This is a genomic window from Yersinia ruckeri ATCC 29473 (assembly GCF_000754815.1).
GTDB lineage: Bacteria > Pseudomonadota > Gammaproteobacteria > Enterobacterales > Enterobacteriaceae > Yersinia > Yersinia ruckeri.
The window spans coordinates 3,308,297-3,331,595 of the sequence record NZ_KN150747.1; the positions used below are offsets into that span (position 1 = coordinate 3,308,297).

Consider the following 23,299-nt stretch of genomic DNA (forward strand, 5'->3'; position numbering starts at 1 on the left):
GAATGTAACGATGAAAAAGGCCGTGATTTACCATAATCCGCGTTGTTCCAAAAGCCGAGAAACCTTGGCTCTTCTGGAGCAGAAAGGCATTACGCCGCAGGTTGTGCTGTATTTGGAGACACCGCCCAGTGTGAGCTGTCTGAGCGAATTACTGCAACAATTGGCTTTCAACGATGCCCGTCAGTTAATGCGTACCAAGGACGAACTGTATACCCAATTGAATCTGGCCGATAACCACCTGACTCAAGCACAGTTGCTTCAGGCGATGGCCGATAACCCGAAACTGATCGAACGCCCGATCGTGGTTATTCAGGGGAAAGCGCGGCTTGGCCGCCCACCAGAGCAGGTTCTCGAGATTTTATAAAGCCTTCAGCGCCACGAATGGACTCTCATCGGGTCCATTCTGCATTTGGCGAGTTACAGGCCGAGAATATCTTTGACGAACGGGATCGTGAGTTTGCGCTGGGCGGTTATTGACGCGCGATCAAGTTGATCTAATGTCATGAACAAAGTGCGCATTTCCCGATCTAACCGCTTGAGTAGGAAGCGGCCAACGTCTTCCGGCAACTCAAAACCGCGTAGCTTGGCACGCAATTGCAAAGCTTGCAATTTTTCGTCGTCAGACAGTGGCTGAAGCTTGTAAATCTGCCCCCAGTCGAGACGGGAAGCCAAATCTGGCAAACGTAAATTAAGCTGACGAGGAGGTCGATCGCCGGTGATCAGCAAACGTGTGCGGCCGGTTTCAACAATACGATTATAGAGATTGAATATCGCCATTTCCCATTCTTCATCTCCGGCAATACATTCGATATTATCGATACAAACCAGTGCCAGTTGCTCCATGCCATCCAGAACTTCTGGCACAAAGTAAGCGCGTTTATCTAACGGCACATAGCCGACGGCTTCGCCCTGCTGGGATAACTCGGCGCAGGCGGCATGTAATAAGTGGCTACGCCCGCCCCCTTCCCGCGACCAGAAGTAAATATAACTACCATGAGACTGATGAACCGCAGCCTGGATCGCAGCTAATAGGGATGGATTCTCCCCCGGATAAAAACTGGCAAAAGTTTCATCATCGGGTAGATAAAGTGGCAGTGAAAGCTGTGCCGGCGTATTCAGAAGCACCTCAACCAAAACGGGCAGGAAAACCGGTAAAGCTTACCACAAAAATCAAAAGCTTCATAAAAACCATTTAGATCCTGAAAAATGGGTCAAAGGGATCAATTTACCCTTCCCGCTATACGCCAGCACCTGCCGTCAAGGATGATCCCTGACGGCACAATGCAGTAACGGGTTATTTGGTTGCTTGTTCTTCGGCAGATTCAATAATTTCTTCGTCTTTTTGTATCAAACTGAAGATTTTGAATAGCAGACTCAAACCAATCCCCACGACCGTGGCCAGTGCCATACCTTTCAATTCGGTTGCACCGATATGTACTTTCGCACCGCTGACGCCGATGATCAGAATAACCGAAGTCAGAATCAGGTTTTGCGCCTTGTTGTAATCCACTTTGGACTCAATCAATACACGAATCCCCGATGCGGCAATCACGCCGTACAATAACAGAGAAACCCCACCCATGACCGGGACAGGGACGGCCTGGATAGCTGCCGCCAATTTGCCCACGCAAGACAGCATAATCGCCAGAATTGCTGCACCGCCGATCACCCAAGTACTATAAACTTTGGTAATCGCCATCACGCCGATATTCTCACCGTAAGTGGTATTGGGCGTAGAACCGAAGAAGCCGGAAATCACGGTAGAAATGCCGTTAGCAAACATCGAACGATGCAAGCCCGGATCGCGAATCAAATCTTTCTTGACGATATTCGCCGTGACCACCAGATGACCGATATGTTCAGCAATTACCACCAATGCCGCAGGTAAGATGGTCAGGATGGCAAACCACTCAAAACGTGGTGTGTAGAATGTTGGTAGCGCAAACCAATGGGCGGCTAGAATCGGGGTGATATCCACCACACCCATAACAAACGACAGCGCATAACCCGCCAGCACACCAATCAGAATCGGGATAATGGCGAAGAAACCACGGAATAATACCGAACCGAGGATCGTCACACCGAGCGTTACCATCGAAATGATAATGGTGGTGGAATCTGGCATGCTACCTTCGGCAGGCAACAAACCGGCCATACCCGCAGCCACACCCGCCAGTTCCAACCCAATAACCGCAACGATCGCCCCCATCGCCGCTGGCGGGAATAATACGTTCAACCAGCCCGTACCCGCTTTCTTCACAATCAGCGCCACTAGGCAGAACAATACGCCACACACAATAAAACCGCCCAGCGCCACTTCATAACCCAATGGCAGCAACAGCAATACCGGTGAGATAAAAGCGAAGCTGGAGCCGAGATAAGCCGGAATTTTGCCTTTACAGATAAACAAATACAGCAGCGTCCCGATGCCATTAAACAACAAGACCGTCGCAGGGTTAATCTTGAACAGAATAGGGACTAAAACGGTAGCACCAAACATGGCGAACAAATGTTGAAAACTCAAGGGAATCGTTTGCAATAACGGCGGACGTTCACTGACCCCAATGGTGCGACGGCTCATCTTTTTCTATCCTCTAACTGGGTTATTTATCTTATTGAATTGCAGAGCAAAAAAAAGCCGACTTCTTAGTCGGCTATCAACATCATTTATTTGGTACCAAAAATCTTATCACCGGCATCACCCAATCCCGGAATGATATAACCGTGCTCGTTCAATCCCTGATCGATGGAAGCCGTGTACAGCTCAACGTCTGGATGGGCAGCTTCCAGTGCCGCAATACCTTCAGGTGCCGCAACCAGAACCAATACTTTGATACTTTGGCAGCCCGCTTTTTTCAGCAGATCGATGGTCGCAATCATTGAGCCACCGGTTGCCAGCATCGGATCAACCACCAGCGCCATACGTTCGTCGATATTGGAAACCAACTTTTGGAAATAAGGTACTGGCTTCAACGTTTCTTCGTCGCGGTAAACGCCAACGACGCTGATACGCGCGCTAGGTACATTTTCCAGCACGCCTTCCATCATGCCCAAACCGGCACGCAAAATGGGCACAACGGTAATTTTTTTCCCTTTAATCTGTTCAATTTCAACCGGGCCATTCCAGCCATCAATAGTGACCTTTTCGGTTTCCAGATCGGCGGTTGCCACATAGGTCAGCAAACTACCCACTTCAGAAGCCAGCTCACGAAAGCGTTTGGTGCTGATATCATTTTCACGCATCAGGCCAAGCTTATGTTTCACCAGCGGGTGTTTCACCTCAACGATCTTCATTATTTTTCTCCTATTAAGGCGGTTGACGGCCAAAAAAATCGCGAGATTATACCGCCTTTTTTTTTGAACGCCACGATCAATAGCCTGATTCAGATCAATAGAAATGGGATCTTAAGTTTAGAACACGAAAAACGATGACTCCATCACAAGCCACTCGCAAACGTTTGCCTGCGCTGTTAGAATTGCCGCGTTTTCTTCAAAATCTCAAACAGCCAACCGCCGTGGGGACCTCGCAGTGACCGACAAAACCGCTCTCAGCTATAAAGACGCAGGTGTAGATATTGATGCTGGCAACGATCTCGTTGATCGCATTAAAGGCGTAGTAAAACAGACTCGTCGTCCGGAAGTGATGGGTGGATTGGGCGGGTTTGGTGCCCTATGCGCATTACCGCAAAAATACCGCGAACCTATTTTAGTCTCAGGCACCGATGGCGTCGGCACCAAGCTGCGCCTGGCAATGGACCTGAAACGTCACGATACCATCGGTATCGATTTGGTGGCGATGTGTGTTAACGATCTGGTGGTTCAGGGTGCAGAACCGCTGTTTTTCCTCGATTATTTCGCCACCGGTAAACTGGATGTGGATACCGCGGCCAGTGTGATTACCGGCATTGCTGAAGGCTGTAAACAATCCGGCTGTGCGCTGGTTGGCGGGGAAACCGCGGAAATGCCAGGCATGTACCACGGCGAAGATTATGATGTTGCAGGTTTCTGTGTCGGCGTAGTCGAGAAGTCCGAAATTATTGATGGCACTAAAGTCGCCCCTGGTGATGCCTTGATTGCACTGGGTGCCAGCGGCCCGCACTCCAATGGTTATTCGTTGGTACGCAAAATCCTCGAAGTCAGCAAAACCGATCCAGAGCAGACTCAGTTGGCAGGGAAATCTCTGGCGGATCACTTGCTGGAACCGACCCGAATCTATGTGAAATCGATTCTGAGTCTGATTGAGCAACTGGAGATCCATGCCATTGCCCATCTGACCGGCGGTGGTTTCTGGGAAAACATTCCACGCGTATTGCCGGAAGGCACGCAGGCCGTGATCGATGAATCCAGTTGGCAGTGGCCGGCGGTGTTTAGTTGGTTACAGCAGGCGGGGAATGTTAGCCGTCACGAAATGTATCGTACTTTTAACTGCGGCGTGGGCATGGTTATCGCCTTACCGGCAGAATTGGCGGATAAAGCCGTTGAGCTGCTGACTGCTTCCGGCGAAAAAGCCTGGAAAATCGGTGCCATCGCGGCATTGCCTGAAGCCGCTGAACAGGTTGTGATTAATCCGTAATATTAGTGATGACTCATTCAGCCAGTTAAAATTTTTATATAGCGAACGAATCCCGATGAGCTTACTCAGGTAAGTGATTCGGGTGAGTCAGCGTCGCTAACAACCCTGCCGCTTCAAATCCCCTTGGTTACCCAAAGTAATTGGAGCGACAGGTAGGCAGCAAGCGAACGAATCCCAATGAGCTTACTCAGGTAAGTGATTCGGGTGAGTCAGCGTCGCTAACAACCCTGCCGCTTCAAGTACGAAGGGTATATGAAAAAAATAGTGATCTTAATCTCCGGCCAGGGAAGCAACCTACAAGCGCTGATAGATGCCCAACAACAAGGGCGCCTTTCCGGTACAATTTGTGCGGCATTCAGTAATCACTCGCAGGCTTACGGTCTGGAACGCGCGGCGCAAGCGGCGATTCCGGCTCATGCGCTGGATGCCAAATCCTTCCCTGACCGCGCCAGTTTTGATTTGGCGTTGGCGCAAGCTATTGATGCCTATCAACCGGATTTACTGGTGTTGGCTGGTTATATGCGGATCCTTAGCCCGGCATTTGTGCAACACTACGCTGGCCGAATGCTGAATATTCATCCATCGCTGCTGCCTAAATATCCGGGTTTGCATACTCATCGGCAGGCTATTGATAATGGTGATAGCGAACACGGAACCTCAGTGCATTTTGTCACTGAAGAACTGGATGGCGGCCCGGTTATTTTACAGGCGAAAGTCCCTATTTTTGCCGAAGATAGCGAAGATGAGGTGATCCAGCGGGTACAGGTGCAGGAACACAGTATCTATCCGCTAGTGGTCAGTTGGTTCAGTGAAGGACGGCTGGAAATGCGGGATAACGCCGCTTGGCTGGATGGTAACAAATTGCCATTACAGGGATATGCCACCGACGAATAAACGTGTTCCTAAACAGGCCAGCACAGGTACGTCTGGCCTGTTATCGATTTCTGCGCGGTGCAACCGGATCTATTGCCGTAAATTCCAAACCTAATACAAACAATTAAAGGAATTATTCCTCTCTATCCGCCTCTATGGCTATAATTTCTCTGCAGCGTCCGCTGCACTATTTGCACTATTCATTATTTTGAGGAATCAGCATGTCTAGCACTTCCAGCGTCAGATTACGCCCAATGGAAAGGGATGACCTGCCGTTTGTTCACCAGTTAGATAATAATGCCAGCGTAATGCGTTATTGGTTTGAAGAGCCTTATGAGGCTTTTGTTGAACTGTCCGACCTGTACGATAAACACATTCATGACCAAAGCGAACGGCGCTTTATTATCGAAAGTCAGGGGACTAAAGTCGGCTTGGTGGAACTGGTAGAGATAAACCATATCCACCGTCGGGCAGAATTTCAGATAATTATTGATCCTACTCATCAAGGTCAAGGCTTTGCTGGCATCGCCGCCAAACTGGCCATGGAATACGGTTTCTCCGTCTTGAACCTGTATAAGCTTTATCTGATTGTTGATAAAGAAAACGAAAAAGCCATTCACATCTACAGCAAGCTGGGATTCAAGAGTGAAGGTGAATTGATTGATGAGTTCTTTATCCATGGTGAATACCGTACCGTTATTCGTATGTGTATTTTCCAACCGCAATATTTGGCAAAATATAAAACGCCGTCGATAAAAAACGCTTAATTATTGCGCCGGAGACATCGGCTCCGGTTTCATCTGACCGCGCCCCGTCGATTAAACTGTCTGGCGGAATAGGCACTAGCCATAGCGCCCGGTAATATAATCCTCCGTACGCCGCATCTTCGGTGAGGTAAATAAGGCATCAGTATCATTATATTCCACCAAACTACCTTGATGGATAAAGGCTGTGTAATCGGAAACTCGCGCCGCCTGCTGCATGTTATGGGTCACTAATACCACGGTGTAATGTTGCTTTAACGAGGTAATCAACTCCTCGATAGTCAAAGTGGAAATAGGATCCAGCGCCGAGGTCGGCTCATCCAATAACAGAATTTCCGGTTCAATGGCGATAGCGCGCGCAATCACCAGACGTTGCTGCTGACCGCTGGAGAGGCGGAAGGCATTTTCCCGCAAGCGATCCTTCACTTCGTGCCAGAGTGCCGCTGCACGCAATGCGCGTTCCAGAGCATCATCCAACACCCGTCGATCACGAATCCCCTGTAGACGTAAGCCATAAACCACGTTGTCATAAATGGATTTAGGAAAAGGGTTCGGTCGCTGGAAAACCATCCCCACACGACGACGTAATGCCGCTACATCAATATTTTTCTCAACGATATTTTCAGTACCCAGCCTGATTTCACCATCGACGCGGCAGTGTTCCAGCAAGTCATTCATCCGGTTGAAACAGCGTAATAGCGTTGATTTCCCGCAGCCAGAAGGGCCAATCAGCGCGGTTACCCGATGCTTTGGAATGCGTAGGGAAATGTCGTGTAATATCTGTTTTTCACTGTAAAACAGGTCGAGATGCTCTACCGCCAGCGCAGTGTGTTCATCGCTCAGTTGCCGTATATCCAGCATCGGCAACGTATCCGGAGTCATCAATCCCATAAAATTTTCCACAGGTTAAAAAAGGTTATCACAGCATCAACCCGCGATATTTCTCACGCAGATGGTGACGCATTGCCATTGCCGCCAGGTTCAACCCAACCACAATCACCACCAGCAATAACGCCGTAGCGAACACCAACGGACGTACCGCTTCCACATTGGGGCTTTGGAAGGCCATATCGTAGATCTGAAAACTCAAGTGCATAAATTTTCGCTCAAGATGGAGGTAAGGAAAAACGCCATCGACCGGTAATACCGGGACTGATTTCACCACGCCAACCAACATCAGCGGTGCGGTTTCCCCCGCAGCGCGAGCCACCGCCAAAATCAGGCCGGTCATCATTGCCGGAGCCGCCATTGGCAACACAATATGCCATAAAGTTTCTGCTTTGCTGGCTCCCAGCGCCAATGATCCCTGACGCAAGCTGGCAGGAATTCGGGATAACCCTTCCTCGGTGGAGACAATCACGACTGGCAATGTCAGCAGCGCCAGCGTCAAGGCCGCCCACAGCACGCCCGGCGTACCAAAGGTCGGATTGGGCAGCGCCGCTGGATAAAACAGTTTATCCAGCGAGCCGCCAACAAAATAAACAAAAAAGCCCAGACCGAACACGCCATAAACAATGGATGGCACACCAGCAAGATTTACCACGGCAATGCGGATCACCCGCGTCAGCCAGTTACGTTTGGCGTACTCATGCAGATAAACCGCCGCGATAACCCCCAAAGGCATCACGATGATAGACATCAGTATCACCATCAGCACCGTACCAAAAATGGCCGGGAATACGCCGCCCTCACTGCTGGCGTTACGTGGGCTGTCGGTCAGAAATTTATGCCCTTGCGCCAACATATGCCTGACTTTCTGCGTCAAGGTCATATTATTGGGATACCAAGCCTGACTGATTTGGCTAAGTGATATCGGATGAACCTGCCCCAAACTATCGCGCAACAGTAAGGTATAGCGGTTTTGTTCCGCACGTAGATCTTGCAATGTTGCAGCCAGCGTATCGTAATGGCGCTGTAATTCGCCCCGCTCTGCATTTAAGTGATCCAGTGCACGGCCATCCAGTTTCCCTTTGGCTTTCAGGCTTTTTTCCTGCCATCTCAGAGATTCAACTTGTTGATTCAACACATTCATTTGGCGAAACTGAATATCATCACCCTGTTTGACCAACGCTTGGATCTGTGGGATCCGTTTTTGCAGCGCCAGCGGAATATTATCGCCGACCAGCGGCTGGCCGTTATCCTGCATCCCCGCCAGAAAACCGTAGGCAGTTCCGTGATTCAGGCGGCTCAACACCAGTAAATCCTTGGGCTGGCTACGTTGCACTATATCGCTGTCTAATAATGTCTGAAAATCATGCCCCTGAATTTCTCGATTGCCGGTTTTAATCAGGTAACGCGTCACGTCGTGATGCCCATCCGGCAAGCGAATGCCCGCCGCAGCCAGTTGTTCCGGCGGAATCTGTTGTTGCTGATAAATTTCGCCAATCAGACTCACCGATCCGGCACCACTTTGTTTCAGTTCAAATTGATACACCGGCTCAGGCCAGAAGTAGCGCATACCCTGCCCAGCCAGTAACAAAATAATCCCCAACAATGCCAGCAGGCTGATACTGACCGAACCGGCCGTCAGCCATATCCAGGGTGAGCCTGATTTAAACCAGCTTTTCATTACGCATCCCGTTCCATTTGATAACGCTCCCGCAGGCGTAGCCGAATGGCTTCTGCCACGGTATTCACCAGAAAAGTGAAACCAAACAGCACCAATGCCGTGAGGAACAACACGCGATAATGCCCACTGCCAACCACCGCTTCCGGCATCTCAATGGCAATGTTCGCCGCCAGCGCGCGCAACCCCTGAAAAAGACTGCCGTCAATAATCGGTGTATTGCCGGTGGCCATCAGAACAATCATGGTTTCGCCCACCGCACGCCCAAATCCAATCATCAACGCCGAAAAAATACCGGCAAATGCCGAAGGCAGAACCACGCTAACCACGGTTTGCCACGGCGTTGCGCCAAGAGCCAACGCACCTTGGGTCAATGACGGCGGCACGCTGAATAGTGCATCCTCTGCCAGTGAAAAAATAATCGGGATCAGAGCGAAGCCCATCGCTACGCCCACCACCAGCGCATTACGCTGATCATAATCATCGCCTAGCCATTCGTGCAACGGCAGGCCCAGTGTCCACAGAGCCAACGGCGGCCCCAAACGCAGTGCCAACCAAACGGTAACTACAATCACTGGCAACAAAATAATCACGTCCCAACCGGCGGACAAACGCCCGTTCATCCGTCCGGCCAGTTTGGCACCGCCCCAACCACACAATAAAATGATCAACGCCAACAGAACCGGTAGCAGTAAAATACCCGCCAGATAACGTTCAATCACCGGTGCCAGCCAAATACCGGCCACCAGCCCGATCACCACCGTCGGCAATGCACCCATCACTTCAATGGCCGGTTTTATCACCCGCCGCAGTGCAGCGGACATAAAGTACGCCGTGTAGATGGCACCGGCCAAGGCCAGCGGCACAGCAAATAACATGGCATAGCCCGCCGCTTTCAGCGTGCCGAAAATAATCGGTACCAAGCTGAATTTGGGCTGGTAATGATCGTCTGCGCCAGTGGATTGCCACACATAAGCCGGTTCAGGGTAATTTTCATACCACACCCGCTGCCATAAACTGTGCCAGTTGATATCGGGATAAGCATTATTCACTCGGTAATAAGCCCATCCGACCGCATTCTCTAGCAGCAAAGCGTTGCCCGCAGGCGCAAAAGCCGCATGTTTAACCGCGCTGGTCACCGTTTTACTCAGCAAAGGGGAAGATTGAATACTGGAGAACAGCGTCAGTTCCCCTTGCTGCGTCAAAGACGCAAATACCCGCCGGTGATTCTCGGTTAGCGGTAAACCTGCGGCTGACGGAAATTGACGAATTAGGGTGAGATGCGGCTGATTATCTTTGCTGTTTACACCGCCCTGAACATCAAACCACTGAGAAAAACTGCCCTGTGGCGACTGCACCAACAGTGACTTACCGCCCGCCAGCAGCGTCAAATGTAGCGGACCCTGCGGTGCCAACGGCACGATCTCCCTTAATACTGGCGCGCCCAAGCTGGAGGAAGTATTGAGCTGATAAATATAAAGTTGCGTGCTCGACAACAGATAAAGTAAGCGACCATCAGGCGTTAATAATAGTTGGTCGATGGTTGTCGGAGGATTCGCTAATGCCATGACCTGAGACTCACCGTCAGCAAAATGTCCGATTAGCAGGCGACCATCATCAGTAGCGGCAGCCAAGGTAAAACGTTGAGACTGTGGTTCGGCCACGGCGATGTGCCGCAGCGGACGCTGTTTATCATCCAAAATCCGTGGCTGATCGCCCAACGGAAAGCGCCAGTGAGCACCACCAGCAAAAACCGGTTCAACCAGTATCAGACGGCCATTGCTGAGTCCCAGTGCCTGCAATTCAGGTTCGCCGACGGCCTGACTCAACGACACCGGCGCGGCCGACAGTGCCTGCGAGAATACCGGGCTACCTGCGGGCTGATCCCCTTCGGCATGTAGGCGGATAAATTCGCCATTGCCCTGTGCATCAATACGCCAGGCCAGTTGTCCATGTGTATCGGTGCCCATCGTCAGCGTCGGTGCATGATGGTTGAGCGGAAATTGGCCTTGCAGACTGATGCTGGCCGGTTTGAACAACGGCAGCACCGCATAGAGCAGGTAAACAAAAATCAGCATCAAAGTGAGTAGCACCAACAGGCCACTGCTGGTCACCACCATGCTCGTCACGCGATCGATAATGGCCCGGCGGCGATCTCTGCCAGAAAGTGGTACTCCGCTGCTTTGCGCCATGCCCTACACTGTATCCTGTGAGTTATTGATATTAATAAGCGATGCCATTGAGGCGATATTAATCGGCTGTTTTAAACCCGCTGCGCCCTCAAAAATCTCAGCGATTTTGTGCGGATTCCGGTTCTTCCACCTCGCCCAGATCCAAATCGTGCGCAACAATTTACGCCGAATCAAAGCGCTTCGCCACGCGATGACCGAGCATCTTATGTCAGTTTTATTGCGTTTGCATGACAATGTTAACGAATGATATCTGTTGGACTTTCCTGCCAATCTCTCGCAATAATGACAACGGACACTAAATACTCCCACAAAAATCTGAATGGAGTTGCAATGGGTCAGGAAAAGCTCTACACCGAAAAAGAACTCAGTTGGTTATCCTTTAACGAACGGGTATTGCAGGAAGCTGCGGATAAGAGCAATCCGCTAATTGAGCGGATGCGCTTTCTTGGCATTTACTCCAATAATCTGGATGAGTTTTACAAAGTTCGTTTTGCCGATTTAAAACGGCGAATTTTGATTAGCGAAGAGCAAGGCTCTGCCGTGACGTCTCGGCATTTGCTAAAAAAAATTCAGGCTAAAGTGGTCAAGGCCGATCAGGAATTCGATAGCCTGTATAATGACCTGTTGTTGGAAATGGCGCGTAATCAAATTTTCCTGATTAATGAGCGACAAATTTCCGAAAACCAGCAAACCTGGCTAAAACTGTATTTCAAACAGCATTTGCGTCAACACATCACGCCGATTCTGATTAACCATGACACCAATCTGGTTCAGTTCCTGAAAGACGATTATACCTATCTGGCCGTGGAAATTATTCGCGGTCAGGAAATTGCCTACGCGCTACTGGAAATTCCATCCGACAAAGTACCCCGTTTCGTTAATTTACCGCCAGAAGCGCCACGCAGACGCAAGCCAATGATATTACTAGATAATATTTTGCGTTATTGTCTGGACGAAATTTTTAAGGGCTTTTTCGATTACGATGCGCTCAACGCTTATTCGATGAAAATGACTCGGGATGCGGAATACGATCTGGTGACAGAAATGGAATCCAGCCTGTTGGAGCTGATGTCTTCTAGCCTGAAACAGCGCCTGACGGCTGAGCCGGTGCGCTTTGTCTACCAGCGAGATATGCCGGATGAAATGGTGGAATTACTGCGGAATAAACTCGGAATATCCAACGATGACTCGGTCATTGCTGGTGGTCGCTATCATAATTTCAAAGACTTTATCAGCTTCCCCAATGTTGGCAAAAGTAATCTGGTGAATAAGCCGATGCCGCGCTTGCGTCATATTTGGTTCGATAAATTCCGCAACGGTTTTGACGCCATCCGCGAGCAAGATGTGCTGCTGTATTATCCGTACCATACTTTTGAGCATGTGCTGGAATTACTGCGTCAGGCGTCATTCGACCCCAGCGTGCTGGCGATTAAAATCAATATTTATCGCGTAGCCAAAGATTCACGCATTATTGAATCGATGATTCACGCTGCGCATAACGGCAAAAAAGTCACCGTGGTGGTGGAATTACAAGCGCGGTTCGATGAAGAGGCCAATATTCACTGGGCAAAAAGTCTGACCGCCGCCGGTGTACACGTAATCTTCTCGGCTCCAGGGCTGAAAATTCATGCCAAGCTGTTCCTGATCTCCCGTTTGGAAAGTGATCAAATCGTGCGTTATGCGCATATCGGCACTGGCAACTTTAACGAAAAAACCGCCCGAACTTATACTGACTATTCACTACTCACTGCCGACGCGCGTATTACCAATGAAGTCCGCCGGGTATTTAACTTTATCGAGAATCCGTATCGGCCGGTTAAATTCGACAACTTAATGGTTTCGCCACAAAACTCGCGTCTGATGCTGTATCAGTTGATCGATCAGGAAATTATTCATGCTCAGGCCGGAGAAAAGGCCGCAATTACCCTAAAAATAAATAATTTAGTGGATAAAGGCTTAGTTGATCGGTTATATAGCGCCTCCAGTGCCGGCGTCAAGATCCGCTTACTGGTGCGCGGAATGTGTTCCTTGATTCCAAATTTACCCGGTATCAGCGAAAATATTCAGGTAACCAGTATTGTTGACCGCTTCTTGGAGCACGATCGAGTTTATGTCTTCGAGAATAAAGGCGACAAGCTGGTTTATCTTTCCTCTGCCGATTGGATGACCCGCAATATCGATTACCGAATTGAAGTGGCCGTTTCCCTATTGGACCCGCGACTCAAACAGCGGGTACTGGATATTCTGGAACTGTTGTTCAACGACACGGTAAAAGCCCGTTATATTGATAAAGAACTGAGTAATCGTTATGTACCGCGTGGGAATAGGCGCAAAGTACGCGCACAGATTGCCATTTATGACTATTTAAAAGCGCTGGAACAACCAGAGCAATAGGCCTAAAACTATGCCGCTAACCACTAATTTAACTACTAAGCCGCAGGAAATTGCCGCCATTGACCTTGGCTCTAACAGTTTTCATATGGTGATTGCTCGCGTCGTTAACGGCGCGCTTCAGGTTTTAGGTCGCTTAAAACAGCGGGTTCATCTGGCTGATGGATTAGATAATAACAATATTCTTAACGAAGAAGCGATGGAGCGCGGTCTGGCCTGTCTGGCGCTGTTCGCCGAGCGATTACAGGGCTTCTCGCCAGATAACGTGTGTATTGTTGGTACTCACTCTCTGCGTCAGGCCACCAACGCGGAAGTCTTTCTAAAACGCGCCGCCGAGGTGATCCCTTATCCCATCGAGATCATTTCTGGGCAGGAAGAGGCGCGCCTGATTTTTATGGGCGTGGAGCACACTCAGCCGGAAAAAGGCCGCAAGCTGGTGATTGATATTGGTGGCGGTTCGACTGAACTGGTGATTGGTGAAGACTTTGAGCCGCTACTGGTAGAAAGTCGCCGTATGGGTTGCGTCAGTTTTGCCCAGCAGTTCTTCCCGAATGGGGAAATCAGCAAGGCCAATTTTAAACGCGCTCGATTAGCCGCCGCACAAAAGCTGGAAAATCTGGCTTGGCAGTACCGTATTCAAGGCTGGCAATATGCGCTGGGCGCATCCGGCACCATCAAAGCGGTGCATGAAGTTTTGGTGGAAATGGGTGAAAAAGACGGTTTGATCACCCCAGAACGGCTGGAAATGCTGGTGGATCAGGCGCTGCAATTCAAACAATTTAGTGCGCTCAGTCTGCCGGGGCTGTCGGAGGATCGTCAGTCGGTGTTTGTGCCGGGGCTAGCCATTATGTGTGGCGTGTTCGATGCATTGGCGATCAAAGACTTGCGCTTATCCGACGGCGCATTGCGTGAAGGCGTGCTATACGAGATGGAAGGCCGTTTTCGTCATCAAGATATTCGGCAAAGAACAGCCAAAAGTCTGGCTGACCACTATAATATCGACCGCGAACAGGCGCGTCGGGTATTGGAAACCACTGAACAACTGTATACCCAGTGGATGGAACAAAACCCCAAATGGGTACATCCACAGCTCGAAGCGCTGTTAAAGTGGGCCGCGATGTTGCATGAGGTCGGGCTAAGCATCAATCACAGTGGTATGCACCGCCATTCGGCCTATATTCTGCAAAACACCAATCTGCCGGGCTTTAATCAGGAACAGCAACTGTTGCTGGCGGCACTGGTGCGTTTCCATCGTAAAGCCATTAAGCTCGATGAGCTACCGCGCCTAAACCTGTTCAAGAAAAAATATTACCTTCCGCTCATTCAGTTATTGCGCTTGAGTGCCTTGCTCAATAATCAACGTCAATCCACCACCACGCCAGAAAGTCTGCGTTTAAGCACTGATGACAACCATTGGACGCTACATTTCCCTTGCGGTTATTTATCGCAAAATAGCTTGGTGCAACTTGATTTGGAACGTGAACAAGAATACTGGAATGATGTGATCGGCTGGAAACTGATCATTGAGGAAGAAGATGCGCCAAAGCCCGAAACCGAGAATCTCTCGAGCTAATACCGTCGCCATCGGCGTTCAGGGTCACATCCCCATCAGCCTGAACGCCGGTTAGTTATATTTAATCAACCCGGCACTGTGAAAATACCATGCGAAACAAGAAATCAACGCAATTGACCAAATTGATTTTACTGGTGAGTTTCATCATCTTGTTTGGCCGTTTGCTGTATGCCGGCATTGCTGCTATTCCTTATCATCAGGAGCGTAATCAATCGGATCAGATTGAACAACCGGTGGGTCAGGAATATATACCGCCACAGCCTGATCTGACGCCCTAATGACTCACACCCCAGAATCCGGTGTTCGATAGGTAAAAGGCTTGCCAATAGGCTGCCTACCGATCCGGTGAATGTCAGTGCGCATGACTAATGTGCATTATGAATCACTATGACAAAAAACGCGGTACGCACCCTTTTTATCAGGCGTATGCTGCCGCTACGGTAATGAAAACCGCAGTCACCCTGACATGACGCGATCAAATAAAAAACGGGGCTATGCCCTCATAATGCATTGAATTAAGGACGAGTATGTCAGCGCCGATTATTTCTGAGCCACAGCCAGCGACAGCCAAATTTAGCGTCAAAAAACTGGCGACCATCCGTCAGAGAATTCTCTCTTTATTGTTGAATAATAAAGCCCTGGTTGACGGTATTCTGGGCCGTTTGGGTGATCGGGAAAAGCTTAGCGACCAGCAGTTGCTGGATCAGACCGCCGAAATAAAAAGCCTACTGCAAGATCTTCACGCGGCGGATTTGGCCGACGTACTGGAAGCCTTACCTCAGGATGAGCGTTTGGCACTGTGGCGGCTGGTGGATAACAACACGCGCGGCCACACGTTGATTGAAGCCTCCGAAACGGTATGGGATAGCCTGATCGAAGAAATGAGCGATAAAGATCTGTTAAAAGCCATGCGCACTTTACATGTCGACGAACAGGCTTATCTGGCTGAATACCTGCCGCGCAATCTGATGGGACGTCTGCTCACTTCACTGGATCCCGATCAACGCGCCAGAGTGCGGGAAGTAATTCAGTATGGCCGTGATAGCGTCGGCCAAATGATGGACTTTGAGCTGGTAACAGTGCGTGCCGATGTGACGCTGGGCACCGTGCAACGTTACCTGCGCTATCGAAAAAGTATTCCTGATGCGACCGACAAAATTTTCGTGATCGATCGTAAAAACACCCTGCTGGGCGAACTCCCGTTAACCACTATTCTGTTGTACTCGCCGGATATACTGGTCGCCAATGTCATGAATAGCGAACCCACCACCTTCCAGCCCGAGGAAAAGGCTGAAGATGCTGCTGGGGCTTTCGAACGTTATGACCTGATCAGCGCCGCGGTGGTTGATGCCAAAGGTAAGCTGATGGGCCGTCTGACCATTGAAGAAATCGTTGATGTGGTCAATGAGGAAAGCGATACCAATTTGCGTCGGATCGGCGGGTTAAGCCCCGAAGAGGACGTATTCTCCCCGGTAGGTCGGGCGGTGCGTACGCGCTGGTCATGGCTGGCCATTAACCTGTGTACCGCATTTATCGCTTCACGGGTGATCGGCTTGTTTGAACACACCATCTCGCAACTGGTGGCGCTGGCAGCCCTGATGCCTATTGTCGCCGGCATCGGTGGCAATACCGGCAACCAGACCATCACCATGATTGTCCGCGCATTGGCGCTACATCATATTCAATTGGGCAACGGCAATCTGTCGTTCCTGATGATGCGAGAATTGGGCGTCGCCTTGATTAACGGCTTGGTCTGGGGCGGAATGATGGGCATTGTCACCTATCTGTTGTACGGCGATTTAGCGATGGGCGGCGTGATGACCTTGGCTATGATGCTGAATCTGGTGGTAGCCGCACTGATGGGCGTGGTGATCCCAATGACCATGGCGCGTCTGGGGCGCGATCCGGCCATCGGTTCCAGTGTAATGATTACCGCAATTACGGATACTGGCGGTTTCTTTATTTTCCTCGGTCTGGCCACCTTATTCCTGGTGTAAATGCCAAGCCGCCTGCGCGCACTCAACAGGGTAAATATTGAGGTTAATGACCCCGTGCTCGCCGCGGTGAAAACCGGCCGATCGGCAAGATGCCGTGAAGACGCCCAAGATTAAAAAAGACGGCCATGCTTAATCTAAACGGCTTTAAGAGCACCACGCTACTATTTGGGTAACATTGGGTAGCAGTGACTGATTTGCTGATTGCTCCTCCGCACACTCTAAGGTAAAGTCGCCCCCCTTTAAATCCTGTGTCCATCGACATCATGGTGATGTTCAACCTGAGTCTGCACCGCGCGAAAAACCGCAGACTCTCTGTATATCTGTCGGTAATCAGCACCGCGGCTATTTGTCATGGCACACCAGGATATTGATCGGATGGATGCTTATTTAGCTTAGGGAGCTCATATGTTTATTGGTTTTGACTACGGTACCGCGAACTGTTCTGTGGCCATAATGCGGGATGATGCTCCCGAACTGCTGGTTTTGGAAAATAACGACGTTTATTTGCCTTCCATGTTATGCGCCCCCACGCGAGAGGCGGTAAGTGAATGCTTGCATCGTCATTGGCAGGTGCCAACCGGCAGTGATGAAAATCAACAGCTGCTGCGCCGAGCCATCGCCTTCAACCGCGAAGAAGATATTTCAGTTAATCGCGACAGTTTACAGTTTGGCTTGTCCGCATTAGCTCAATACATTGAAGATCCAGAAGAAGTTTACTTCGTTAAATCACCAAAATCTTTCCTCGGCGCGACTGGGCTGAAACCACAGCAAATCGCCCTGTTTGAAGATTTGGTCTGCGCCATGATGTTCCATATTAAACGTCAGGCCGAATCTGCCGTACAAAGCGAAATCAGCCAAACGGTAATTGGTCGTCCGGTCAACTTCCAGGGTTCCGGTGGTGAAGAGGCTAACCGGCAGGCAGAAGGTATTTTGCTGCGTGCCGCCCAGCGGGCTGGTTTCCGTGATATCGCCTTCCAATTTGAACCGGTCGCGGCCGGGCTGGATTTTGAGGCTACGCTGACCGAAGAGAAAACCGTGCTGGTGGTGGATATCGGCGGCGGTACCACCGATTGTTCGGTATTACTCATGGGGCCAAACTGGCAAGGCAGAGCTGATCGTCAGCAAAGTCTGCTGGGTCACAGCGGTTGTCGGGTGGGCGGTAACGATCTGGATATTATGCTGGCTTTCAAGCAACTGATGCCATTATTCGGGATGGGCAGCGAAACAGAAAAAGGTATCGCGATGCCTGCCCTGCCATACTGGAATGCAGTGGCAACCAACGATGTTCCGGCGCAAAGTGACTTCTACAGCACGTTAAATGGGCGTTTCCTGCGCGATTTAATCCGCGATGCGGCTCATCCGCAACAGGTGGAAATGCTGCTGAAAGTGTATCAACAACGTTTGAGTTATCGTCTAGTACGGGCGGCGGAAGAGAGCAAAATTGCGCTATCCCATCAACTGCAGGTGACCACCGCGCTGGATTTCATCAAACCGCAACTTGGCCAGACCATCAGCCAGCAACAGTTGGCCGATGCCATTGGCCAACCGCTACAGCGCATTCAGGAACAGGTCAATTTGGCGCTGGCCACCAGCAATGTTACGCCAGAAGTGATCTTCCTGACCGGCGGCAGCGCCCGTTCACCACTGCTACGCAGCGCGTTACAACAGCAATTACCGGGTATTCCACTGGTCGGTGGCAATGATTTTGGCTCGGTGACCGCAGGGTTAGCACGCTGGGCGCAGACGCTGTACCGCTAAAATGCCATAACGGGCAGCAAAATACGGCTACTGACCTTAAAAGCGCTTATTTTGCCTGCCCTAATTAAAACAATGCCTGCCCTGACTCAAACAAACTGAGTGCCGTTAAGATCTGCCGAATTATCCTGCCGATTGATTTATCTTCTGGTTTCAATCTGTCTTTCCCCCTAACATCCAGCCCGCCAGCACTTTTTCATACATTTCCCTTTAAAAATAAAATCTCTTTTATTATTAGTTAGATATATTATTGATTCTGTTATTTTCCGATCTTTTCTCGGCCGATTATTCCGCTAGGCAGTCATTGCCGCGATATCAGTGCTGAAGTTTTAAGCCCCCATCGCGCGCACTAAGACACAGTAGAGCACCTTATTGGCAATGACTGCTTATTACTGCACATTAATTCCAAAACCTAATTGTTTTCATATTCATATCATTTATCTATATTAGTCGCCGAAGTGATTAGCACTATTTGATTTAATCCAATCTAAATAAAAGCCATCTACTAGTTGTCTGTAATATGGCAAGAGATTAATAGATCGATTAAATAGAAGTTAATTATCTGGATATATCAGCAAACTATTATTAAACAGATTCTCTGCGCAATAACAGAACAGCTAAATATCAATATCGGCCATTTGGCTATTTATTACTCATTCCCCGTTATATTATCGGGTCAGGAAAATTTCATGAAAAAGACACTGCTTGTTACTTCTCTGTTGGCTGCCTCTGTATTCGCTTCTGCGGCGAATGCCGGTGATATTAATATTACTGGTGCTATTGCACAAGCAGCTTGTGTTACAACGGCTACTGCACCAGATATTAAAATGCCATTAATAACCCACGCTAAATTAGGCACCGGTGTGGGTGATTTCGCCACTGATGCAGTAACAGACTTGACCATCAAACTGACTGGCTGCCCTGCAATAAAGCAAACAGCAACTGTAACCTTTAACGGCGCTGCAGATAAAAATACCCCAACAGCATTGGCACTGACTGGCGTGACAGGCGTCGCACTAGCCTTGTTTGAAGAAAACGGCACCGATCTAATCTCAATCAATGGTGATGCCAAGCCACAAAACATGACTGGCACTCCGACTAAGGAGCTAAAATACAAACTAAAGTATGTCACCACCAAAGATGTCTTCAAAGAAGGTAATGCTACTGCAGTACTAAATTTTGATGTTAAGTATAACTAATCCTCCCTTGCAGTCATTAGGTTAGCCGCCTTATGGCGGTGATACCTTTATCCCCTGTGTATTTATGGTGTATTCATCACCCCGATTTTATTTATCGGGGTGTAAATATTATTTTTTCATTGCCGATAGGCTAATGAATTATCAGAGAGAAAGACCATGCCGTGGTTAAAATCATTATTATTTATCGCCTGTTTAACCGGCGTGATTCATTCAGTTCAGGCCGGCGTGTTAGTCGGTGGCACCCGTGTTGTTTATGATGGAGCCAAAAAAGAAGCGTCCCTTTCCGTGACCAATCAGGATAAAGACATCCCCTATTTAATTCAAAGCTGGGTGGATAATATCGAGGCCGATAATAATAAAAAAGTGCCCTTTATAATCACCCCGCCTTTATTCCGTCTGGATGCCGGGCAGGAAAATAGCCTGCGGATTCTATTTACCGGCGGCACATTACCGCAGGATCGCGAATCGGTGTATTGGCTAAACGTGAAATCGATTCCGTCTAGTAAAAAAACCGACGGTAACCAGCTATTTATTTCGATTAAAAACCGCATCAAATTATTTTACCGCCCAGCCGGGTTACCGAACACTGTCGCCGATGCCTATAAAGCCCTGAGCTTCTCGCGTCAGGGCAAACAATTGCAAGTGAGCAACCCAACGCCTTATCACGTCTCTTTCAGTAGCCTGAAAGTCGGTAGCCACGACATCAAAGACGCGCTGATGGTTGCGCCAAAAAGCACCCTGCTGCTCGACCTTCCTGCGGGCGCATCAGGTACCGTGAGCTGGCAGGCGATTAATGACTACGGCGGCATTTCAGACCCCGCCACCGCTAACTTGTAAACCCTGAGTGACCACTATGACGCACATTGACTATTTGCCCTCGCCTGCGCGCCCAACGCGGCTGGCGCTGGGGCTAGCCATTCAGTTGGCCTTGGGGTTAACCGCCTGTTCTACGCCCGCCTGGGCAGAAGATTATTTCAACCCCAGTTCATTAGAAATGAAAGACGACAGCTACGCCGCCATCGATTTAAGCATTTTTGCTGAATCAGGCGCGCAGTTGCCCGGCATATATCGGGTGGATATTTACCTCAACGACCAACAGATAGAGACGCGCGACGTCAATTTCATTGAGGATAACGGTAACCTACTGGCGGAAATTACCCCACAGCAATTAATGGACTTAGGGGTGAAGGTGGCAGCCTTTCCAACCCTGCAACAGCAGCCGGTGGATCAGCCGCTAACCCGCTTAGGGGATTTTATCCCCGCCGCCGACAGTCGGTTCAATTTTAGTAAACAACGGCTGGATATCAGTATTCCGCAAGCAGCGCTGAACAATCAGGCGCGTGGCTATATTGATCCCAAACAGTGGGATCAGGGCATTCCGGCGCTGATGGTCAATTACAACCTGAGTGGTGCCAATAGCTGGCAAGATAATCAGCCCACCAGCAGCAGCCACTTCCTCAGCCTGCGCAGCGGCTTAAACTGGGGCGCATGGCGCTTGCGCAATTCTTCCACCTATAGCCAAAATAGCCACGGTGAGCGCCAGTGGAATAATCTTACCAATACCCTGCAACGAGATATTCATGCCATCAAAGGCCAGTTGACGCTGGGAGACAGCTACACCCCCGGCGATATCCTCAGTGGCGTGCCGTTCCGTGGAGTGCAGTTGGCCTCCGATGACAGTATGCTGCCCGACAGCCTGCGCGGTTTTGCACCTGTGGTGCGCGGAATTGCTGAAAGCAATGCTCAGATCACCATTCGCCAGAATAATAATGTGATTTACCAAAGTTATGTCCCGCCGGGTGCCTTTGTCATCAACGATCTCTACCCGACATCTTCCAGTGGGGATTTGGAAATCACGGTCAAAGAAGCCGATGGCCGGGAACACAGCTTTAAGCAGGCGTTTTCTGCGGCACCGGTTATGCAGCGCGAGGGCAGCCTGAAATATGCGGTGAGCGCCGGACGCTATCGCAGTGGCAACAACAGCCCGATGCCACATTTTGCACAAACCTCGCTCGCTTATGGTCTGCCTTATGGTTTTACCCTGTATAACGGCCTGTTATTGGCGTCAGATTATCAGGCCGGGGCACTGGGGGTCGGCATGGGTCTCGGCAGTCTGGGTTCCCTCTCGGCAGATGTTTCCCAAGCCAAAACCCGCGTTGCCGATCAGCGCACTCAGCAAGGGCAATCTTACCGGCTGCAATACGCCAAAAGCCTTGCCGAAACCGGTACCTATTTCTCCTTGGGTAGCCACCGTTATTCTACTGCGGGCTTCTATGATTTTAGCGAAGCCAATCAGCTAAGTGGCATTGGCTCAAGCAACCGATTAGGGCGAAATAATAATAAACGCAGCCGTACGCAAGTACATATCAGCCAATCCCTACGAGATTTTGGCAGCCTGTATTTTTCCGCCTATCAGCAGGATTACTGGCAGCATAAGGGCTATGAGCGTAATGCCTCGTTAGGCTACAACGTTAATCTTTACGGTATTAACTATGGCCTGAACTACAGCTATAGCCAGTCCCCGTATCAGTCGAATAGCGATCGGCGTGCCAGCCTGAGCGTCAGTATTCCTCTCAGTAAATGGTTGCCTAATAGCTGGGCCAATTACAGCGTCAATACCAGCAAAGGCAACACCACCCAACAGCAGCTTGGCTTGAGTGGCAGCGCCTTGAGCGATAACAGCCTCAGCTATAGCCTGCAACAAAGCCGTACCAACCACGGCGGTGGCACCCACGGTAGCCTGTACAGCAGCTATACCGGTGCTTATGGCCAACTGAATGGCGGCTACAGCTATGGCGATCGCAACCGTCAGTTGAACTATGCTCTGAGCGGCGGCGTGATGGCTCATCCTTATGGCGTGACCCTGTCCCAATCTCAGGGCGATACGCTGGTGTTGGTGCGCGCCCCCGGAGCCAACGATGTTGCCGTCGGCTACAACCGTGGGGTGAAAACCGACTGGCGCGGTTATGCGGTGATGCCTTATGCCACCCCTTATCGCCAAAATAGTGTGGCGCTGGATACCCAAAGCATGGGGGACAATATCGATATGGATATCACCAGCCAAAATGTGGTGCCAACACGCGGCGCGGTGGTGCTGGCAAACTTTAAACCTCGCTTGGGTAACCGAGTGTTGATCAACCTCACCCATCAGGGCAAGCCGGTGCCGTTCGGGGCGATGGTCAGTTTGGAAGATAACGAAACCGATAACGCCAATAGCAGCATCGTCGGTGATGGCGGCCAAGTCTATCTCAGCGGTGTGCCAGATAACGGTCAGTTGCAGGTGCAATGGGGCAATCAGGAAAAGCAGCAGTGCTCGGTGAAATTCACCTTACCTGCGGCAGAGGCGGAAAACACCTCGGCAGTGCGGATGCTGGATGCGGTTTGTCGGTAAATACCATTCAGGGAGATAACAGATT

18 protein-coding genes are annotated in these 23,299 nt (G+C 50.0%); 12 read left to right on the forward strand and 6 right to left on the reverse strand.

The window, feature by feature from the left end; genetic code table 11:
* The first annotated feature begins 10 nt into the window (after positions 1-10).
* A complete protein-coding gene (gene arsC / locus DJ39_RS14940) occupies positions 11-364 on the forward strand; it encodes an arsenate reductase (glutaredoxin) (protein WP_004722328.1) in 354 nt (117 codons plus the stop codon).
* 53 nt (positions 365-417) lie between these two features.
* On the opposite strand, the gene hda is transcribed toward arsC, so the two are convergent.
* The 3 genes from hda to upp form a co-directional block, all read right to left on the reverse strand.
* Positions 418-1,125: a DnaA inactivator Hda gene (gene hda / locus DJ39_RS14945; protein WP_004722329.1), complete on the reverse strand. Its 708-nt coding sequence runs from the start codon at positions 1,123-1,125 to the stop codon at positions 418-420.
* A gap of 169 nt (positions 1,126-1,294) precedes the next feature.
* Positions 1,295-2,581, reverse strand: coding sequence for a uracil permease (uraA, locus tag DJ39_RS14950; protein WP_004722332.1), 1,287 nt, complete (start codon positions 2,579-2,581; stop codon positions 1,295-1,297).
* A gap of 86 nt (positions 2,582-2,667) precedes the next feature.
* On the reverse strand, positions 2,668-3,294 hold the full coding sequence (upp, locus tag DJ39_RS14955; protein WP_004722334.1) for a uracil phosphoribosyltransferase: 627 nt from the start codon (positions 3,292-3,294) through the stop codon (positions 2,668-2,670).
* 235 nt (positions 3,295-3,529) lie between these two features.
* On the opposite strand from upp, the gene purM reads away from it, so the two are divergent.
* The 3 genes from purM to speG all read left to right on the forward strand — a co-directional run bounded on the left by purM (position 3,530) and on the right by speG (position 6,213).
* The gene (gene purM / locus DJ39_RS14960; RefSeq protein ID WP_004722336.1) at positions 3,530-4,573 is read left to right on the forward strand and encodes a phosphoribosylformylglycinamidine cyclo-ligase; all 1,044 of its coding nucleotides are present in this window, start codon (positions 3,530-3,532) and stop codon (positions 4,571-4,573) included.
* A 252-nt stretch (positions 4,574-4,825) separates the two neighbouring features.
* Positions 4,826-5,467, forward strand: coding sequence for a phosphoribosylglycinamide formyltransferase (gene purN, locus DJ39_RS14965; RefSeq protein WP_004717937.1), 642 nt, complete (start codon positions 4,826-4,828; stop codon positions 5,465-5,467).
* 200 nt (positions 5,468-5,667) lie between these two features.
* Positions 5,668-6,213 carry a spermidine N1-acetyltransferase gene (gene speG, locus DJ39_RS14970; protein WP_038241405.1) on the forward strand — a complete coding sequence of 182 codons (546 nt, stop codon included), beginning with the start codon at positions 5,668-5,670 and terminating at the stop codon, positions 6,211-6,213.
* A gap of 75 nt (positions 6,214-6,288) precedes the next feature.
* Here the strand turns inward: speG and pstB are convergent, their stop codons facing one another.
* The 3 genes from pstB to DJ39_RS14985 are packed head-to-tail and all read right to left on the reverse strand — an operon-like array spanning position 6,289 to position 10,968.
* On the reverse strand, positions 6,289-7,101 hold the full coding sequence (gene pstB, locus DJ39_RS14975; RefSeq protein WP_038251519.1) for a phosphate ABC transporter ATP-binding protein PstB: 813 nt from the start codon (positions 7,099-7,101) through the stop codon (positions 6,289-6,291).
* Positions 7,102-7,129: 28 nt separating this feature from the next.
* Positions 7,130-8,779: a phosphate ABC transporter permease PstA gene (gene pstA / locus DJ39_RS14980; RefSeq protein WP_038241401.1), complete on the reverse strand. Its 1,650-nt coding sequence runs from the start codon at positions 8,777-8,779 to the stop codon at positions 7,130-7,132.
* Entirely contained in the window at positions 8,779-10,968 is a 2,190-nt protein-coding gene (locus tag DJ39_RS14985) for an ABC transporter permease subunit (protein ID WP_004717940.1), read from the reverse strand. Before DJ39_RS14985 ends, pstA begins: the two co-directional genes overlap by 1 nt.
* A gap of 330 nt (positions 10,969-11,298) precedes the next feature.
* Here DJ39_RS14985 and ppk1 point away from each other — a divergent pair, with 330 nt between their 5' ends.
* The 8 genes from ppk1 (at position 11,299) to DJ39_RS15025 (ending at position 23,274) form a co-directional block, all read left to right on the forward strand.
* Complete coding sequence (gene ppk1 / locus DJ39_RS14990; RefSeq protein ID WP_004717941.1) at positions 11,299-13,362, forward strand: polyphosphate kinase 1; 2,064 nt, start codon at positions 11,299-11,301, stop codon at positions 13,360-13,362.
* A 10-nt stretch (positions 13,363-13,372) separates the two neighbouring features.
* Positions 13,373-14,932, forward strand: coding sequence for an exopolyphosphatase (ppx, locus tag DJ39_RS14995; protein WP_004717942.1), 1,560 nt, complete (start codon positions 13,373-13,375; stop codon positions 14,930-14,932).
* A gap of 89 nt (positions 14,933-15,021) precedes the next feature.
* Positions 15,022-15,210 carry a YfgG family protein gene (locus tag DJ39_RS15000; protein WP_004717943.1) on the forward strand — a complete coding sequence of 63 codons (189 nt, stop codon included), beginning with the start codon at positions 15,022-15,024 and terminating at the stop codon, positions 15,208-15,210.
* Between the two features lie 249 nt (positions 15,211-15,459).
* Positions 15,460-16,929 (forward strand): magnesium transporter, encoded by a 1,470-nt coding sequence (gene mgtE, locus DJ39_RS15005; RefSeq protein WP_004717944.1) that lies wholly within the window; start codon positions 15,460-15,462, stop codon positions 16,927-16,929.
* A 405-nt stretch (positions 16,930-17,334) separates the two neighbouring features.
* Complete coding sequence (gene yegD / locus DJ39_RS15010) at positions 17,335-18,687, forward strand: molecular chaperone (RefSeq protein WP_004717948.1); 1,353 nt, start codon at positions 17,335-17,337, stop codon at positions 18,685-18,687.
* A gap of 686 nt (positions 18,688-19,373) precedes the next feature.
* Positions 19,374-19,883 (forward strand): fimbrial protein, encoded by a 510-nt coding sequence (locus DJ39_RS15015; protein ID WP_004717949.1) that lies wholly within the window; start codon positions 19,374-19,376, stop codon positions 19,881-19,883.
* Positions 19,884-20,039: 156 nt separating this feature from the next.
* Positions 20,040-20,720, forward strand: coding sequence for a fimbrial biogenesis chaperone (locus DJ39_RS15020; RefSeq protein WP_004717952.1), 681 nt, complete (start codon positions 20,040-20,042; stop codon positions 20,718-20,720).
* A 16-nt stretch (positions 20,721-20,736) separates the two neighbouring features.
* Positions 20,737-23,274: a fimbria/pilus outer membrane usher protein gene (locus tag DJ39_RS15025; RefSeq protein WP_004717954.1), complete on the forward strand. Its 2,538-nt coding sequence runs from the start codon at positions 20,737-20,739 to the stop codon at positions 23,272-23,274.
* The last annotated feature ends 25 nt before the right edge of the window (positions 23,275-23,299 follow it).

Coding starts and splice junctions, on each gene's coding strand:
- DJ39_RS15025 (WP_004717954.1), top strand. CDS start 20,737: ATGACGCACATTGACTATTTGCCCTCGCCTGCGCGCCCAACGCGGCTG.
- DJ39_RS14985 (WP_004717940.1), bottom strand. CDS start 10,968: ATGGCGCAAAGCAGCGGAGTACCACTTTCTGGCAGAGATCGCCGCCGG.
- DJ39_RS15020 (WP_004717952.1), top strand. CDS start 20,040: ATGCCGTGGTTAAAATCATTATTATTTATCGCCTGTTTAACCGGCGTG.
- purN (WP_004717937.1), top strand. CDS start 4,826: ATGAAAAAAATAGTGATCTTAATCTCCGGCCAGGGAAGCAACCTACAA.
- arsC (WP_004722328.1), top strand. CDS start 11: ATGAAAAAGGCCGTGATTTACCATAATCCGCGTTGTTCCAAAAGCCGA.
- ppk1 (WP_004717941.1), top strand. CDS start 11,299: ATGGGTCAGGAAAAGCTCTACACCGAAAAAGAACTCAGTTGGTTATCC.
- upp (WP_004722334.1), bottom strand. CDS start 3,294: ATGAAGATCGTTGAGGTGAAACACCCGCTGGTGAAACATAAGCTTGGC.
- speG (WP_038241405.1), top strand. CDS start 5,668: ATGTCTAGCACTTCCAGCGTCAGATTACGCCCAATGGAAAGGGATGAC.
- pstB (WP_038251519.1), bottom strand. CDS start 7,101: ATGGGATTGATGACTCCGGATACGTTGCCGATGCTGGATATACGGCAA.
- uraA (WP_004722332.1), bottom strand. CDS start 2,581: ATGAGCCGTCGCACCATTGGGGTCAGTGAACGTCCGCCGTTATTGCAA.
- ppx (WP_004717942.1), top strand. CDS start 13,373: ATGCCGCTAACCACTAATTTAACTACTAAGCCGCAGGAAATTGCCGCC.
- pstA (WP_038241401.1), bottom strand. CDS start 8,779: ATGAAAAGCTGGTTTAAATCAGGCTCACCCTGGATATGGCTGACGGCC.
- mgtE (WP_004717944.1), top strand. CDS start 15,460: ATGTCAGCGCCGATTATTTCTGAGCCACAGCCAGCGACAGCCAAATTT.
- yegD (WP_004717948.1), top strand. CDS start 17,335: ATGTTTATTGGTTTTGACTACGGTACCGCGAACTGTTCTGTGGCCATA.
- DJ39_RS15015 (WP_004717949.1), top strand. CDS start 19,374: ATGAAAAAGACACTGCTTGTTACTTCTCTGTTGGCTGCCTCTGTATTC.
- DJ39_RS15000 (WP_004717943.1), top strand. CDS start 15,022: ATGCGAAACAAGAAATCAACGCAATTGACCAAATTGATTTTACTGGTG.